The sequence below is a fragment of the Streptomyces krungchingensis genome, assembly GCF_054729265.1.
Genome location: NZ_JBPUKY010000002.1, coordinates 669,727 through 684,936, shown reverse-complemented (window position 1 = coordinate 684,936; position 15,210 = coordinate 669,727). Strand labels below are relative to the sequence as shown.

General features: G+C 71.3%; 11 protein-coding genes. All 11 read left to right on the top strand.

Going from position 1 to position 15,210, the window contains the following annotated elements; all coding sequences use genetic code 11:
• The first annotated feature begins 2 nt into the window (after positions 1-2).
• From asnB to ACSYGO_RS43710, 11 genes are read left to right on the top strand one after another with little or no spacing between them, the layout of a single operon-like run.
• The gene (gene asnB, locus ACSYGO_RS43760; RefSeq protein WP_426675049.1) at positions 3-1,931 is read left to right on the top strand and encodes an asparagine synthase (glutamine-hydrolyzing); all 1,929 of its coding nucleotides are present in this window, start codon (positions 3-5) and stop codon (positions 1,929-1,931) included.
• 25 nt (positions 1,932-1,956) lie between these two features.
• On the top strand, positions 1,957-4,140 hold the full coding sequence (locus tag ACSYGO_RS43755; RefSeq protein WP_432172779.1) for a bi-domain-containing oxidoreductase: 2,184 nt from the start codon (positions 1,957-1,959) through the stop codon (positions 4,138-4,140).
• Positions 4,137-6,095, top strand: coding sequence for a heparinase II/III family protein (locus ACSYGO_RS43750; RefSeq protein WP_460390136.1), 1,959 nt, complete (start codon positions 4,137-4,139; stop codon positions 6,093-6,095). The genes ACSYGO_RS43755 and ACSYGO_RS43750 overlap by 4 nt, the downstream gene beginning before the upstream one ends.
• Before the next feature lie 8 nt (positions 6,096-6,103).
• Complete coding sequence (locus ACSYGO_RS43745) at positions 6,104-7,624, top strand: right-handed parallel beta-helix repeat-containing protein (RefSeq protein WP_460390135.1); 1,521 nt, start codon at positions 6,104-6,106, stop codon at positions 7,622-7,624.
• A 1-nt stretch (position 7,625) separates the two neighbouring features.
• The gene (locus ACSYGO_RS43740) at positions 7,626-8,930 is read left to right on the top strand and encodes an O-antigen ligase domain-containing protein (protein WP_460390134.1); all 1,305 of its coding nucleotides are present in this window, start codon (positions 7,626-7,628) and stop codon (positions 8,928-8,930) included.
• A gap of 2 nt (positions 8,931-8,932) precedes the next feature.
• Positions 8,933-10,174 (top strand): glycosyltransferase, encoded by a 1,242-nt coding sequence (locus ACSYGO_RS43735; protein ID WP_460390133.1) that lies wholly within the window; start codon positions 8,933-8,935, stop codon positions 10,172-10,174.
• On the top strand, positions 10,171-11,406 hold the full coding sequence (locus ACSYGO_RS43730; protein ID WP_432172784.1) for a class I SAM-dependent methyltransferase: 1,236 nt from the start codon (positions 10,171-10,173) through the stop codon (positions 11,404-11,406). The genes ACSYGO_RS43735 and ACSYGO_RS43730 overlap by 4 nt, the downstream gene beginning before the upstream one ends.
• Positions 11,403-12,200, top strand: coding sequence for a glycosyltransferase family protein (locus ACSYGO_RS43725; RefSeq protein WP_426675056.1), 798 nt, complete (start codon positions 11,403-11,405; stop codon positions 12,198-12,200). The genes ACSYGO_RS43730 and ACSYGO_RS43725 overlap by 4 nt, the downstream gene beginning before the upstream one ends.
• The gene (locus ACSYGO_RS43720; protein WP_359497449.1) at positions 12,197-12,844 is read left to right on the top strand and encodes a PIG-L deacetylase family protein; all 648 of its coding nucleotides are present in this window, start codon (positions 12,197-12,199) and stop codon (positions 12,842-12,844) included. Before ACSYGO_RS43725 ends, ACSYGO_RS43720 begins: the two co-directional genes overlap by 4 nt.
• A gap of 3 nt (positions 12,845-12,847) precedes the next feature.
• Positions 12,848-13,873 (top strand): NAD-dependent epimerase/dehydratase family protein, encoded by a 1,026-nt coding sequence (locus ACSYGO_RS43715; RefSeq protein WP_460390132.1) that lies wholly within the window; start codon positions 12,848-12,850, stop codon positions 13,871-13,873.
• The gene (locus ACSYGO_RS43710) at positions 13,861-15,210 is read left to right on the top strand and encodes a DUF4910 domain-containing protein (RefSeq protein ID WP_460390131.1); all 1,350 of its coding nucleotides are present in this window, start codon (positions 13,861-13,863) and stop codon (positions 15,208-15,210) included. Before ACSYGO_RS43715 ends, ACSYGO_RS43710 begins: the two co-directional genes overlap by 13 nt.

Sequence of the window (15,210 nt, the reverse complement as noted above, 5' to 3'; positions counted from 1 at the left end):
ACATGTGTGGCATCGCAGGCACATACCGATGGCCGGACGGGAAGGTCGTGGCCGACCGGCTCACCGACACCCTCGCCCATCGCGGTCCGGACGGAGCGGGCCGATACAGCCACCCCGCCGGTGACGGCGAAGTGCACCTCGGGCACCGCCGGCTGGCCATCATCGACCTGTCCGAGACCGGCGCCCAGCCCATGGTCTCCGGCGGCCTCGTCCTGACGTACAACGGCGAGCTGTACAACGCACCCGAGCTGCGCGCCGAGTTGTCGGCGTCCGGGGTGCGCTTCCGCGGTACCTCCGACACCGAGGTGCTCCTCGAGGCCTGGCGGCGCTGGGGCACCGAGTGTCTGCCCCGGCTGCGCGGCATGTTCGCGTTCGGGATCTTCGACGAGCGCACCGGTGAACTGGTGCTCGCCCGCGACCAGCTCGGCATCAAGCCGCTGTTCCTGCTCCGGCGCGGCGAGGGCCTGGTGTTCGCCTCCGAGCTCAAGGCGCTCGCCGCCGCGACCGGCGGAGCGCTGGAGGTGGACCCCGCGGCACTGGTCGCCTCGCTGCTCTACTACTGGGTGCCGGACTCCCGCTGCGCGTATCGCGAGGCGGAGAAGCTGCCACCGGGGAGCTGGATCCGGTTCCGTCCCGACGGCGGGGTGGAGCGCGGCCGGTACTGGAACCTGAAGGACGTCGCCGCCGAGGGCCGGGACCGGGCCCGGGCCGGTGAACTGCCGGACCTGGCCGCGATCGTCGAGGAGTCGACCCGGCGCCACCTGCTCTCCGACGTACCCGTGGCGACCTTTCTCTCCGGCGGCCTCGACTCCAGCTGGCTGACCGCCCTCGCGGCCCGCCACCGACCCGGGATCTCCGCGTACACGATCGGATTCCGTGCCGAGGACGCCAGGTTCGAGGCGATGCCGGACGACCTGCGCTACGCCCGGCAGGTGGCCGAGCGGTTCGGCGTCGATCTGCACGAGATCGAGATCGCCCCGAACGTGCTCGACCTGCTGCCGCGGATGACGTACCACCTGGACGAGCCGATCGGCGACCCCGCCGCCATCAACACGTTCCTGATCTGCTCGGCCGCCCGGGAGGCCGGGGTCAAGGTGATGCTCTCGGGAATGGGGGCCGACGAGCTGTTCGCCGGTTACCGCAAGCACCTGGCCAACCTGATCGCGCTGCGCTACCAGCGCATCCCGCGGCCGCTGCGGCGCGGCCTGTCCGCGACGGTGGACCGGCTGCCGGTCGCCTCGGCCCGCCGGGGGTACCGGTCGGTGCGCTTCGCGAAGCGGTTCCTGTCCTTCGCCGATCTGCCGGAGGAGACCGCGTTCCGGCGCAGCTACACCATGTACGACCAGGACGAGCTGCTCGCCCTGGTCGACCCGGACCTGGCCGGGACGGTGGACGACGTGCTCACCGAGCACGCGGACGTCTACCAGGACAACGACCTCGACGACTTCGTCAACCGCATGTGCCTGGGCGACGCCCGGATGTTCCTGCCGGGCCTCAACCTCACGTACACGGACCGTTCCAGCATGGCCGCGTCGACCGAGGTGCGGGTGCCGTACGTCGACGTCGAGGTGGTCAGGGCGGCGTTCGCCGTGCCCGGTGATCGCAAGATCGTCGGAAGGCAGGGCAAGGCCGTCCTCAAGAAGGCGGCCACCTCGATCCTGCCCCAGGAGATCGTGTACCGGCCCAAGGGCCTGTTCAGCGCACCGCTGCGGGCCTGGATGAGCCGGGACCTGGCACCGCTGGTGCGCGAGGTCGTCAACGACGGTGTGCTCGTCAACTCGGGGCTCCTGCGCCGCGACGCGCTCGCCCGGATGGTCGCCGAGGACGCCGCCGGGCAGCGGGACTTCTCCAAGCATCTGTGGCACGTGCTGACGCTCGAGTACTGGTATCGCGACGCGACCTCTGGCTCCGGCCAGAGCCAAGCGGCTTGACAGCGTGGAAACAAGAGGAGCTCGGGTGAAACAGGTTGTTCAGAACTACAAGAGCGGCGAGCTGGCGGTGCTCGACGTGCCGGTGCCGGGGTGCAAGCCGGGCGGTGTGCTGGTCCGCACCGCCTTCTCGCTGATCTCCACCGGGACCGAGCTCATGAAGGTGTCCGAGGCCGGCATGTCGATGCTGGGCAAGGCCCGCTCCCGGCCGGACCAGGTGGCCAAGGTCATGCAGAGCGTGGCCACCAACGGGGTGCCCGCCACCTATCGCAAGGTGATGGGCAAGCTGGACTCGTACACGCCGCTGGGCTACTCGCTGTGCGGTGTGGTCGAGCAGGTCGGCCCCGGGATCGACGACGTGAAGGTCGGCGACCTCGTGGCATGCGCCGGAAACGAGCACGCGCTGCACGCCGAGCTGAACTGGGTGCCGAAGAACCTCTACGCCCCCGTGCCGGACGGCCTCGCGCCGCGGCACGCTGCCTTCGGCACCGTCGGGTCGATCGCGTTGCAGGGTGTCCGCCAGGGCGAGTCACGGCTCGGTGAAGTGGCGCTCGTCATCGGCCTCGGGCTGATCGGGCAGCTGGTCGTACAGCTCCTTGCCGCGTCGGGAGTCCGCGTCGTCGGGGTCGACCCCGACCCGGCGCGCTGCGAGCTCGCCGAAAGCCTGGGCGCGGCGGCCTGCGGCGATCCCTCGTCCGCGGCCGTCGAGGCCGCCGTCGCCGAACTCACCGACGGTCACGGCGTGGACCAGGTGTACCTGGCCGCCGGCGGCGGCAGCAACCAGCCCGTCGAGCTGGCCGCCCGGCTCTGCAGGGACCGCGGCCGCGTCGTCGACATCGGCAAGTGCCGCCTGGACCTGCCGTGGAACGCCTACTACGAGAAGGAGCTCGACGTCCGCTTCTCCCGCAGCTACGGGCCCGGGCGCTACGACCCGGAGTACGAGCTGGAGGGACGGGACTACCCGATCGGCTACGTGAGGTGGACCGAGCGCCGCAACCTGGCGTGCTTCCTCGACCTCGTCGCCCGCGGCCGCGTCGACGTGGAGCCCCTGGTCACCCACATCGCCGACTTCGACGACGCGGTCGAGACGTACCAGCGTCTGAAGGACGGTGACCTGAAGGCCGTGGCCGTGCTGTTCCGGTACCCGGAACACGCTGCCGAGGCCAAGGCCCCGGCGGTGGCCGTGCCCGCGGTGAAGCGAGGCAGCACCGAAGTGTCCACCCCGACGCGGGCCGCCAGGACGCCGGTGCGCCTCGCGTTCGTCGGCGCGGGCAACTACGCGACGTCGATGCTGCTGCCGCACCTGGCACAGCGCGAGGGCGTCGAGCTGTCGACCGTCGTCACCACGACGGCGCTGTCCGCGGCCAACGCGCAGCGCAAGTTCGGCTTCGCCGAGGCGACCACCGATCTCGACGCCGTGCTCGGTGACAAGTCCATCGACGCGGTGTTCGTGGTCACCCGCCACAGCTCGCACGCCGAACTGACCCGGAAGGCGCTGCTGGCCGGCAAAACGGTGTTCGTGGAGAAGCCGTTGGCGCTCACCGAGGACGAACTGGCCGGCGTGCTCGCCGCGGTGGAGGAGTCCGGCAACGACCGGCTGCAGGTGGGCTTCAACCGCCGGTTCGCGCCGCTGCTCCAGGAGGCCAGGAAGCGTTTCGGCGCCCGGACCGGTCCGGCGAGCCTGCGCTACCTCGTCAACGCGGGGCAGCTGACCCACGGCAGCTGGTACCTGCAACAGGGCACCGAGGGGTCGCGGTTCGCCGGCGAGGGCGGGCACTTCATCGACACGGCGAGCTGGCTGCTCGACGCCGATCCGGTCTCGGTGTACGCGGTCGCCCCGTCCGGCAACGAGGACCTTCAGGTCGTCCTGCGCTACCCGGACGGGTCCACCGCCACCATCAGCTACGTCACCACCGGCGCGCCGGGCTTCCCCAAGGAGACGCTGGACCTGGTCGCGGACGGCAAGGTGCTGCGGCTCGACGACTTCGTCCGTGCCTCGGTGTACGCCCGCAAGCGGTGGGTCAGTTCACGGCTGCCCAAGGCCCGGGACAAGGGCCAGTCCGCCGAACTGGCCGCGTTCGTCAAGGCGGTGCGGACCGGCGGTCCGATGCCGGTGCCGCTGGAGTCGCTGGTCGCCACCACGTCGGCCACCCTCGCCGTACAGGCCGGCCTGGCCGGCGGCGCGCCCGTGACGCTGGCGAGCGCCCGATGACCATGAGCGCGGGCTGGTACCTGCGGCGGCTGTCCCGGATGGGACCGCGGGAGGTCGCCGGCCGGGTGGGCGACGTGGCGCGCAGGCGCCGGTGGCGGTCGGCGCCGCCGGACCGCCCGAGCGTGACCGGCGCCCGCTTCACCGCGGTCCTGCCCGCGGGGACGATCGCCGCGGTGCCGCCGGACGCCGCGAAACGCCTCGTCGCCGAGGCGGACCGGCTGATGGACGGGCACGGCGAGTTCTTCGGGGTGGACCGCGAGGACCTGGCCGCCCCGGACTGGTCGTACGACCCGAAGACCGGGCGCCGGGCTCCGCAGGTCTACGCCTTCGACGTGCCGTACCGCGACGAGAACACGGTCGGGGACATCAAGCAGATCTGGGAGCCGTCCCGCCACCAGTACCTCACCGTGCTCGCCGCCGCGTACGCGGTCACCGGGGACGAGCGGTACGCCGAGCGGGTGGCCGAGCACCTGCGGTCGTGGTGGGCGGCCAACCCACCGCTGCGCGGCGTGCACTGGGTCAGCGGCATCGAGCTGGGCATCCGGCTGTTGTCCTGGGTGTGGATCCGCCGGCTGCTGGACGGCTGGCCGGGCGCGGCCGACCTGTTCGAGGCCAACCCGGTGGCGCTGGACCAGATCTGGCACCACCAGCGCTGGCTGGCCGCCTTCCCCAGCCGTGGGTCCTCGGCGAACAACCACGTCATCGCCGAGGCCGCCGGGCAGTTCGCCGCGGCCTGCGCGTTCGGATGGTTCCCCTCCTCGGCGCGTTGGCGGGCCGACGCGCTGCGCTCGCTGGACCGGAATCTGCGGGCCAACACCTTCGGCTCCGGCCTCAACCGGGAGCTGGCCACCGAGTACCACGGACTGGTGCTGGAGCTCGCCCTGGCCGCGGTCGCCGAGGCGGACGTGGCGGGTGTGCAGGTACCCGCGACGGTCCGGCTGGTGCTGCTGCGGATGACGGACGCGCTCGCGGCCGTCGTGGACAACCGGCTGCGGCCGCCGCGTCAGGGGGACGCGGACGACGGGCACGGCCTGATCCTGGACGGCGCGGGCACGGACCGCTGGGCCTCGCTGCTGGCCACGGGAGACGCCGTGTTCGGCCGGCTCGACTGGTGGCCGGTGGTGACCGGCACCGATGTGCGCACCCCGCTGCTGGCCGCGCTCGTCCGACCGTACCCGGGAAACGGAACCGCACGGGCCGTGTCCCGCCCGGAAAGCCGGCCGACCCGTTTCGCCGACGCCGGTATGACCGTCCTGCGTGGTCCGGAGGAGATCTGGGTCCGCTGCGACGGTGGCCCGCACGGTTTCCTGTCCATCGCCGCGCACGCCCACGCGGACGCGCTGTCCGTGGAGGTCCGGCACGACGGGGTCGACGTGCTCGCCGACCCGGGGACGTTCTGCTACCACGGGCAGCCCGAGTGGCGGCAGTACTTCCGCTCCACGCTCGGCCACAACACCCTGGAGCTGGACGGCACGGACCAGTCCGTCTCCGGCGGCCCGTTCCTGTGGACCCGGCATGCCCGCACCCGCGTCCTGACCGCCGAGACATCCGGTGAAGGTGTGGCCCGCTGGTGCGCCGAGCACGACGGCTACCAGCCTTCCGTGCACCGTCGCCGGGTGGAACTGACGGCCGAGACCCGGGAACTGAGGGTGGTCGACGAGGTGCGCGGCCCGCACCGGGCCGTGCGGCTGGCGTTCCATCTCGGCCCGGCGATCACCGCGGAACTGACGGGCAACCGGGCAGTGCTCAGCTGGAATCGGGACGGCGAGGACCGCTCCGCGGTGCTCGACCTGCCCGAGCAGCTGAGCTGGCGGGCGCATCGCGGCGAGACCGACCCTCCGCTGGGCTGGTACTCCGCCGGTTTCGGGCGCAAGGAACCCACCACGACCCTGGTCGGCACCGGCTCCGCCGACGGCGCGGAGGGCTTCACCACCGTGCTCGGGTTCCGCGGCTAGGGGGGCGCGTGGGGATCAAGAGGCGGCACTGGGCGTTGGCGGCGGCACCGCTGGCGCTGGCCCTGCTGGCGGCGACCGGCTGTGAGAGCGGCTCCAGCGCCCGGTCGAAGCCGGCTGCTGCGCCGCCCACGCCCGTGGCCAGGGTGTGTGCCAAGCCCGCGGCCGGGCCGACGAAGGCACCGGCCGGCGCGGTGACCGTCGACCCCAAGGTGGTCGGTGACCTGGCGGCGAAGACCAAGAGCAACCCCCCGAACACCACGTTCTGGCTTCGCCCGGGCAAGCACAGGCTCGACCCGGACCGCTACGCCCAGGTCATCCCGAAAAAGGGGAACCGCTACCTCGGTGCGCCGGGCGCGGTGCTCGACGGCCGGAAGAAGAACCAGTACGCGTTCGGCGGCACCGCCCGCGACGTCACGATCGACCACCTGACCGTGCAGCGTTTCGTGGCGCCGCCCGACGAGGGTGTGGTCAACCACGACTCGGCCGACGGGTGGGTGATCGAGCACACGACGATCCAGCGCAACTCCGGCGCCGGACTGATGGCCGGTGACCGCCAGCAGGTCCGCGCCAGCTGCCTGCGCGACAACGGCCAGTACGGCATGAACGCGTACAAGGCCAACGGCCGTATCAGCGACCTGGTGGTCGAGGACAACGAGATCGTGGGCAACAACACCGACGACTGGGAGCGGCGGCGCAAGGGCTGCGGCTGCACCGGAGGCATCAAGTTCTGGGCCGTCGACGGCGCCGACGTACGTGGCAACTGGGTGCACGACAACCGCGGACCCGGGTTGTGGGCGGACACCAACAACAACGACTTCCGCATCGAGAAGAACGTGCTCGAAGCCAACGACGGCGCCGCGCTGATCTACGAGACCAGCTACAACGCGGTCATCCGGAACAACACGATCCGGCGGAACAACTGGGTCGAGGGCCGTAAGGAGGCCGATCGCGGCGACACCTTCCCGTACGCGACCATCTACCTGTCCGAGTCCGGCGGCGAACCACGGGTCCGAGCCCGCACCAGCAAGATCGAGATCTACCGGAACGTGCTGGAGAACAACTGGTCCGGGATCACCCTGTGGGAGAACGCCGACCGGTTCTGCAACAGTCCGGCCAACACCTCGTCCGGCGACTGCACCTTGCTGGTGCGCGACACCGACCGCTGCGCGAAGCCGGCCATCGCCACCGCACCGCTCTACGCCGACTGCCGGTGGAAGACCCAGCGGGTGGACATCCACGACAACCGCTTCGTGCTGGACAAGTCCGTCGTCCAGTGCATGGTGAAGTGCGACCGGATGGCGGTGCTGGCCAACTACGGCACCTATCCGGACTGGTCGCCCTACCAGGGCAAGCGGGTGGCTGACGCGATCACCACCGAGCAGCACAACCGCTGGCACGACAACGTCTACCTCGGACCCTGGAAGTTCGTCGCCCACGACCCGAGCCGGGTGCTCGACTTCGGGCAGTGGCAGGGCGCGCCCTACCGGCAGGACGCGGGCAGCACCCTCGACCCACAGGCCGGTGGTTGAGATGGCCGGAGATCTGCGGCGCGAGGCGCTGCCGGACCAAGCGAGTGCGGCGGGCACGCGGCCCGGCGCCGAACCGCGCCCTGCCGGCACACCGAGGATCGTCGGAATCGTCTGGGGGCTGCTGATCCTCAACACGCTCGGCTCCGCCGGGGCGAAGACCATCGTCCCGCTCCCCCGCTCCCTCATCCAGATGGTCACGATGGGCGCGCTGGTCGCCGCGTTCACGCTGGCGCTCGCGGTCAATCTCCGGCTGAGCATCCGGCCCAGCGCGTTCGTGTTCCTGCTCACCCTGCTGCTGATACCGAGCGTGATCTCCAGCGCGAACCTGGAGTCCGGGTTCGGCGCGCTGTTCCGCTGCGCCCGGCTGGCTCTCTTCATCGGCACACTGTGGCTGCTCAGCCGCTGGTGGGACGGCGGCCTGACGTTCGTCCGGCACCACATCCGGATGTACTTGGCGGTACTCGCGTCGGTGGCGGCCGGCCTGGTCGCCTCACCGGGCGCGGCCCTGCCCGACCTCTACGGCGGGCGGCTGGTCGGCGCGTTGTGGCCGCTCACCCCGCCGCAGATCGGACAGTACGCCGCGGTGATCATCGGGCTGACCGTGCTGCTCCTGCTGGGCCGCCGGACCGACCGGACCAGCGCGGCGGTGGTCATCGTGCCGTCACTCGTCCTGCTCGCGCTGACCCATACCCGGACGGCCACGCTCGGCCTGCTCATCGGGCTGGCGCTGGCGATCGGCTCGCTCGTCCTGACCAGCGCCGCCGCGCGCCGGTTCTTCGCCTGGGCGGTGCTGTGCGTCACGGTGGCCGCGGTGGGGTTCGCCTCCGCGCTGCAGACGTGGTTCCTGCGCGGACAGAGCCAGGAGAACTTCTCCAGCCTCACCGGCCGGGCCAAGGTCTGGCACGCCCTGCTGGCGGCACCCCGGACCACCACGGAGTACCTGTTCGGCGCCGGCCTGGGCGACAAGTCGTTCGGCGGGCTGCCGATCGACAACAGCTGGCTGGCCGTCTACAACGAGCAGGGCATGACCGGCGTCGCCCTGGTGGCGGCGATCATCGTCGTGCTGGGCGGCGTCGCGTTGCTGCGGCCGCCGTCGCTGTCGAGGGCCTGCGCGATCTTCCTGATCAGCTACTGCGCGATCGCGTCGTACACCGAGGCCGGGCTGGGCGATGCCTCGCCGTATCTGCTGCATCTGGCGGTGGCCGCCTCGCTGTTGGCGGCACCTGCCGCGACCGCTCCCCTGTCCACGCCCGAAGTCCCTCGCCGACGCGTCACGCGATGGACCCGACGATCGGAGGTGTCCTGAGCATGCACGTTCTCGTGGTGCACAACCGCTACGCCTCGGCACAGCCGAGCGGGGAGAACAAGGTCGTCGACCAGGAGGTGGCGCTGCTGCGCGGGGCCGGCCACCAGGTCGGGGTGTTCGAGCGGCGCAGTGACGACATCGGCGCCCGGTCCCTGCTGGGCAAGGCGGCGTTACCGCTGCTGGTGCCGTGGAACCCGGCGGTGCGCACGGAGCTCGCCGCCCGGCTGCGCACCGAGCGGCCCGACGTGGTGCACATCCACAACGTCTTCCCGCTCCTGTCGCCCGCGGTGCTGGCCGCCTGCGCCGACGCCGGCGTGCCCGCCGTCGCCACGCTGCACAACTACACCCAGATCTGCCCGCCCGGCACGCTGCAACGGGACGGCCGGCCGTGCACCGAGTGCGTCGGGTCCACGCCGCTGCCCGCCGTCCGGCACGGCTGCTACCGGAACTCCCGCCTCGCGACGGTGCCGCTCGCGGTCAGCATGTCGGTCAACCGGCGGCGCTGGTGGTCCGGCGTGGAGCGGTTCTTCTGCATCTCCGCGGCGCAGCGTGACGTCCTGGTGCGGGCCGGCATGCCGGCCGAGCGGCTGGCGGTGAAGCACAACTTCGTGCCCGAACCGGGCGCCCTCCGCGAGGGCGATGGCGAGCATCTGCTCTATCTCGGCCGGCTCGCGGAGGCCAAGGGCGTGCGGCTGCTCATGGCCGCGTGGGACGAGATCGCCGCCGACGGAGGTCTGGGCGTGCCGCTCGTGATCGCCGGCACCGGGCCGCTGGAGGGTGAGGTCGCCGACTGGGCGGCGGGCCGGGACGACGTGCGCTACGTCGGCCTGTACGACACGGCGGAGTGCCGGAAGGCCATCGCGCGGTCGGTCGCCGTGGTGGCCCCCTCGACGTGGCTGGAGGCGTTCGGCCTGGTGGTCGTGGAGGCGATGGCGGCGGGGGTCCCGGTCGTCGCCGCCGGTCACGGTGCCTTCGTCGAACTGGTCGAGGACGGGGCGACCGGGCTGCTGCACCGCCCGGGCGAGCCCGGCTCGCTCGTGTCCTGCATACGCCGGATCGCGGGCGACCAGGCCCGCAACCGGGAGATGGGCCAGGCGGCCCGGCGCCGTTACGAGCAGGGCTTCAGCCCGGCCGTCGGCCTCGAACGCCTGGTGGATGAGTACCGCACCGCGATCGCGGGTCGGTCAGCACTGGCTCACGGCGGGGACACCCGCGCGAGCAGGGGGGATGGGGACAGTAGATGACACGATGCCGACTCTGCGGCTCGGAAGCGATGGCGAGCGTCGTCGACCTCGGGGCGACGCCGCCGTGTGAGAGCTTTCTCGCCGCGGACCAACTGGACAAGCCGGAACCGGCGTACCCGCTGCACCTGCGGGTCTGCACCGACTGCTGGCTGGCTCAGATACCTCCGCTGATCACGCCGGAGGAGACCTTCAGCGAGTACGCGTACTTCTCCTCCTACTCGACCTCCTGGGTGGAGCACGCGCGCACGTTCGTCACCGACGCCGTACAGCGGTTGGGACTCGGCACCGACGCCTTCGTGGTCGAGGTCGCGAGCAACGACGGGTACCTGCTGAAGCACGTGGTGGACCGGGGGATCCGCTGCCTGGGCATCGAGCCCTCGGTGAACGTCGGCGCCACGGCGCGGGACGCGGGTGTGCCCACGCTCACCGAGTTCCTCTCCCCGGACACCGGCTCGGCCGTCCGCGCCGAACACGGCCCGGCGGACCTGGTCGTGGCCAACAACGTGTACGCGCACATCCCCGACGTGGTCGGGTTCACCCAGGGGCTGCGCGCCCTGGTCGCCGACGACGGCTGGGTCTCCATCGAGGTGCAGCACCTGCTGACCCTGATCGAGGAGAACCAGTACGACACGATCTACCACGAGCACTTCCAGTACTACACGGTCGCGTCCGCGATCCGGGCGCTGGCGAGCGGCGGACTCTCCCTCGTGGACGTCGAGTTGCTGCCCACGCACGGCGGCTCCATCCGGCTGTGGGCCCGGCCGGCCGAGGTGGCCGGCGAACCCGGCGATCGGGTGGCCGAGGTCCTTGACCGGGAGAAGGCCGCCGGGCTGCAGGAGCTGTCCGGGTACACCGAGTTCTCCGCCCGTGTGGCGAAGGTGCGCCGGGACCTCCTGCGGTTCCTCATCGACGCGGCCGAGCGCGGCGAGACGGTCGTCGGCTACGGCGCCCCGGGCAAGGGCAACACCCTGCTCAACCATTGCGGCATCCGGCCCGACCTGCTCTCCTACACGGTCGACCGCAACCCCTACAAGCACGGCAGGTTCACCCCGGGCACCCGCATCCCGATCCTGTCGCCCGACCGGATAGCCGCCGACAAGCCGGACTACGTCCTCGTCCTGCCCTGGAACCTGCGGGCCGAGCTGGTCGAGCAGCTGTCCTTCGTGCACGACTGGGGCGGCCGGCTCGTCTTCCCCATTCCGGAACTGAGCATTGTCGAGGTCAAGGCATGAAGGTCGTACTGTTCTGCGGCGGCTACGGCATGCGCATGCGCAACGGAGCCTCCGACGACGTGCCCAAGCCGATGGCGATGGTCGGCCCGCGGCCGCTGATCTGGCACGTCATGCGCTACTACGCGCACTTCGGGCACACGGAGTTCATCCTGTGCCTCGGGTACGGGGCCAACCACATCAAGGACTTCTTCCTCAACTACGAGGAGACGGCGTCCAACGATTTCGTACTGCGGGGCGGGCAGACCGAGTTGCTGTCCACCGACATCGCGTCCTGGACGATCACGTTCGCGCAGACCGGCATCGAATCGCCGATCGGTGAGCGGCTGCGCCGGGTGCGGCACCACCTGGACGGTGACGAGATGTTCCTCGCCAACTACGCCGACGTGCTCACCGATGCCCCGCTGCCGGAGATGATCGACCGGTTCGCGCAGCGCGACGCCGGTGCGTCGATGATGGTGGTGCCGCCGCAGTCCTCGTTCCACTGCGTGGACCTGGGTGAGGACGGCCTGGTGGGGGGCATCACCGCGGTGAGCGACATGCCGCTGTGGGAGAACGGCGGCTACTTCGTGCTCCGCCAGGAGGTCTTCGACCACATCCCGGAGAACGGAGACCTGGTCGCCGACGGCTGTGCCCAACTGGCCAAGCGCGGACGGCTGGTGGCGCACCAGCACCGCGGCTTCTGGAAGCCGACCGACACCGTGAAGGAGCGGGCCGCGCTCGACGACGCCTACGCCCGCGGCGACCGACCGTGGGCCGTGTGGGAGCGGGACGGCGCCGCTGTGGGGACCGCGTGATCCGGCTCGGGGCCGAGCGCCTGGACCGGATCGTCGCGGTGGGCGCGCACTGCGACGACATCGCCATCGGCGCCGGCGGCACGCTGCTGACGCTGTGCCTCGCGCGCCCGGGCATCCGCGTCGACGTGCTGGTGCTCTCCGGCGGGGGCAGCGAGCGGGAGCAGGAGGAGCAGGCCGCGCTTGCCGCCTTCTGCCCCGGCGCCGACCTGCGGCTGACCGTGCACAAGCTTCCCGACGGCCGGCTGCCCGCGCACTGGGACGAGGCCAAGGCCGCGGTCGAGGAGCTGCGCGCGGGGACGGAGCCGGATCTCGTGCTGGCTCCGCGCACCGACGACGCGCACCAGGACCACCGCGGTCTGGCGAAGCTGATGACCACCGCGTTCCGCGACCACCTGGTGCTCGGCTACGAGATCGTCAAGTGGGACGGCGATCTCGGCCGTCCGACGGTGTACCAGCAGCTGTCGCCGGAGATCGCCGAACAGAAGGTGCGGCTGCTCCAAGAGCACTACCCCTCGCAGCAACACCGGCCCTGGTACGACCGCGAGGCCTTCCTCGGACTGGCCCGGATCCGCGGCATCGAAAGCAACGCGCGCTACGCCGAGGCGTTCGCCGTCACCAAACTCACTCTCAACCTGGGGGAATGAACCTTGCGCGTACTGCTCACCGGACACCAGGGCTACCTGGGCACCGTGATGGCCCCCGTCCTCGCGGCCGCCGGGCACGAGGTCGTCGGCCTGGACGCCGGACTGTTCGCCGACTGCGTCCTCGGCCCGACGCCCGCGGACCCGTCGGGGCACCGGGTGGACCTGCGCGACGTCACGGCCGAACACGTGGCCGGGGTGGACGCCGTGATCCACCTGGCCGCGCTGTCCAACGACCCGCTCGGATCGCTGGCGCCGGAACTCACCTACGACATCAACCACCACGCGTCCGTACGCCTTGCCCGACTGGCCCGTGACGCCGGAGTGCGGCGCTTCCTGTACGCGTCGACCTGCTCGGTCTACGGAGCCGCCGGCGGCGACGACCTGGTGGCCGAGGATGCCCCGCTGCGCCCGGTGACGCCGTACGCGGAGTCCAAGGTGCGGGTGGAGGACGATCTGCACGCGCTGGCCGACGGCGACTTCAGCCCGGTGTACATGCGCAACGCCACCGCCTTCGGCTACTCCCCCCGGCTGCGCGCCGACATCGTGCTGAACAACCTGGTGGGCCACGCGCTCCTGTCCGGCGAGGTGCTGGTCCTCTCGGACGGCACGCCCTGGCGCCCGCTGGTGCACGCCGCCGACATCGCGCGGGCCTTCACGGCCGCGCTGGCCGCGCCGCGGGAAGCGGTGCACGACCGGGCGTTCAACATCGGCAGCGAGATCAACAACGTCACGGTCGCCGAGATCGCCGAGCAGGTCGCCGAGGCGGTGTCCGGCGCGAAGGTGGTGATCACCGGGGAGAACGGTGCCGATCCGCGGTCGTACCGGGTGGACTTCTCCCGGTTCCGCACGGCCATCCCCGGCTTCGACTGCGAGTGGACGGTGAAGCAGGGCGCGCTCGAACTCGCCGATGCCTACCGCAATCACGGGCTGACCCGGGAGGACTTCGAGCGACGCTTCACCCGGCTGGCCGTGCTGCGCGCGGCGTCCGACGCCGGCACCGTCGACGACACCCTGCGGTGGCGCCCGTGACCACGCCCGGCGAGGAGATGTACGCCCTGGTGGAGCGGATGTACCCGCTGTGCCGGAGCATCACCGGCGACGGTGTGCGCGCCACGCTGGACATCGTCGGCGAGCACATCCCGCTCCAGGTGCACGAGGTGCCGACCGGGACCCAGGTGCTCGACTGGACGGTGCCGCAGGAGTGGAACATCCGGGACGCGTACATCGCCGACTCGTCCGGCCACCGGGTCGTCGACTTCGCCGCGTCCAGTCTCCATGTGCTCGGCTACAGCGTGCCGGTGTCGGCGACCATGCCGCTGGACGAACTGCGCGGACACCTGTACACCCTGCCGGACCAGCCGACCTGGGTGCCGTACCGCACCAGCTACTACAAGCCGCAATGGGGCTTCTGCCTGGCCCAGGAGACCCTGGACGCGCTGCCGGACGGCGAGTACGAGGTGTGCATCGACTCCACACTCGCGGACGGCCACCTCACCTACGCCGAGCACGTGGTCCCCGGGCAGGTGGCCGACGAGGTGATCGTCTCCAGCCATGTCTGCCACCCGTCGCTGGCCAACGACAACCTGGCCGGCATCGCCGTGGCGACGTACCTGGCGCGCGCGCTGGCGGAGCAAACCCCGTACTACACCTACCGGTTCATCTTCGCGCCCGGCACCGTCGGAGCGATCACCTGGCTGGCCCGCAACGCGGAGCGGGTGAATGGGGTATCCCCTGCTCCGGGGGCCCCTCCCGGCCGAAGGCCGGGGGAGGAGCCGAGAGCTGGGGGAAGGGTCGAGCACGGCCTGGTGCTGGCCTGCGCGGGCGACTCGGGCAGCCTGACGTACAAGCAGAGCAGGCGCGGCGACGCGGAGATCGACCGGGTGATGGAGCATGTGCTGCGCACCTCCGAACGCCCGCACAGGGTCAAGGAGTTCACGCCGTACGGCTACGACGAGCGGCAGTACTGCTCGCCCGGCTTCGATCTCGGTGTGGGCTCGCTCAGCCGGACCCCGTACGCCGGGTACCCCGAGTACCACACCTCGGCGGACAACCTGGACTTCGTCTCCCCGGAGGCGATGGCGGACACGCTCGCCGTCTGCCGCGAGGCGTTCGCCGTCCTGGACCGCAACCGGCGGTACGTCAACCTCAGTCCCTACGGCGAACCGCAGCTGGGCCGACGCGGGTTGTACGACTCTCTCGGCGGCCGGAGCGACGCGAAGCAGACCGAGATGGCCATGCTCTGGGTGCTCAACCTCTCCGACGGCGAGCACAGTCTGCTGGACGTCGCGGAGCGGTCCGGGCTGCCGTTCGACACTGTCGCCGCGGCGGCCGACGCGCTGCACGGCGCCGAACTGATCAAGGCGTGA

Coding starts and splice junctions, on each gene's coding strand:
- asnB (WP_426675049.1), top strand. CDS start 3: ATGTGTGGCATCGCAGGCACATACCGATGGCCGGACGGGAAGGTCGTG.
- ACSYGO_RS43750 (WP_460390136.1), top strand. CDS start 4,137: ATGACCATGAGCGCGGGCTGGTACCTGCGGCGGCTGTCCCGGATGGGA.
- ACSYGO_RS43740 (WP_460390134.1), top strand. CDS start 7,626: ATGGCCGGAGATCTGCGGCGCGAGGCGCTGCCGGACCAAGCGAGTGCG.
- ACSYGO_RS43735 (WP_460390133.1), top strand. CDS start 8,933: ATGCACGTTCTCGTGGTGCACAACCGCTACGCCTCGGCACAGCCGAGC.
- ACSYGO_RS43730 (WP_432172784.1), top strand. CDS start 10,171: ATGACACGATGCCGACTCTGCGGCTCGGAAGCGATGGCGAGCGTCGTC.
- ACSYGO_RS43725 (WP_426675056.1), top strand. CDS start 11,403: ATGAAGGTCGTACTGTTCTGCGGCGGCTACGGCATGCGCATGCGCAAC.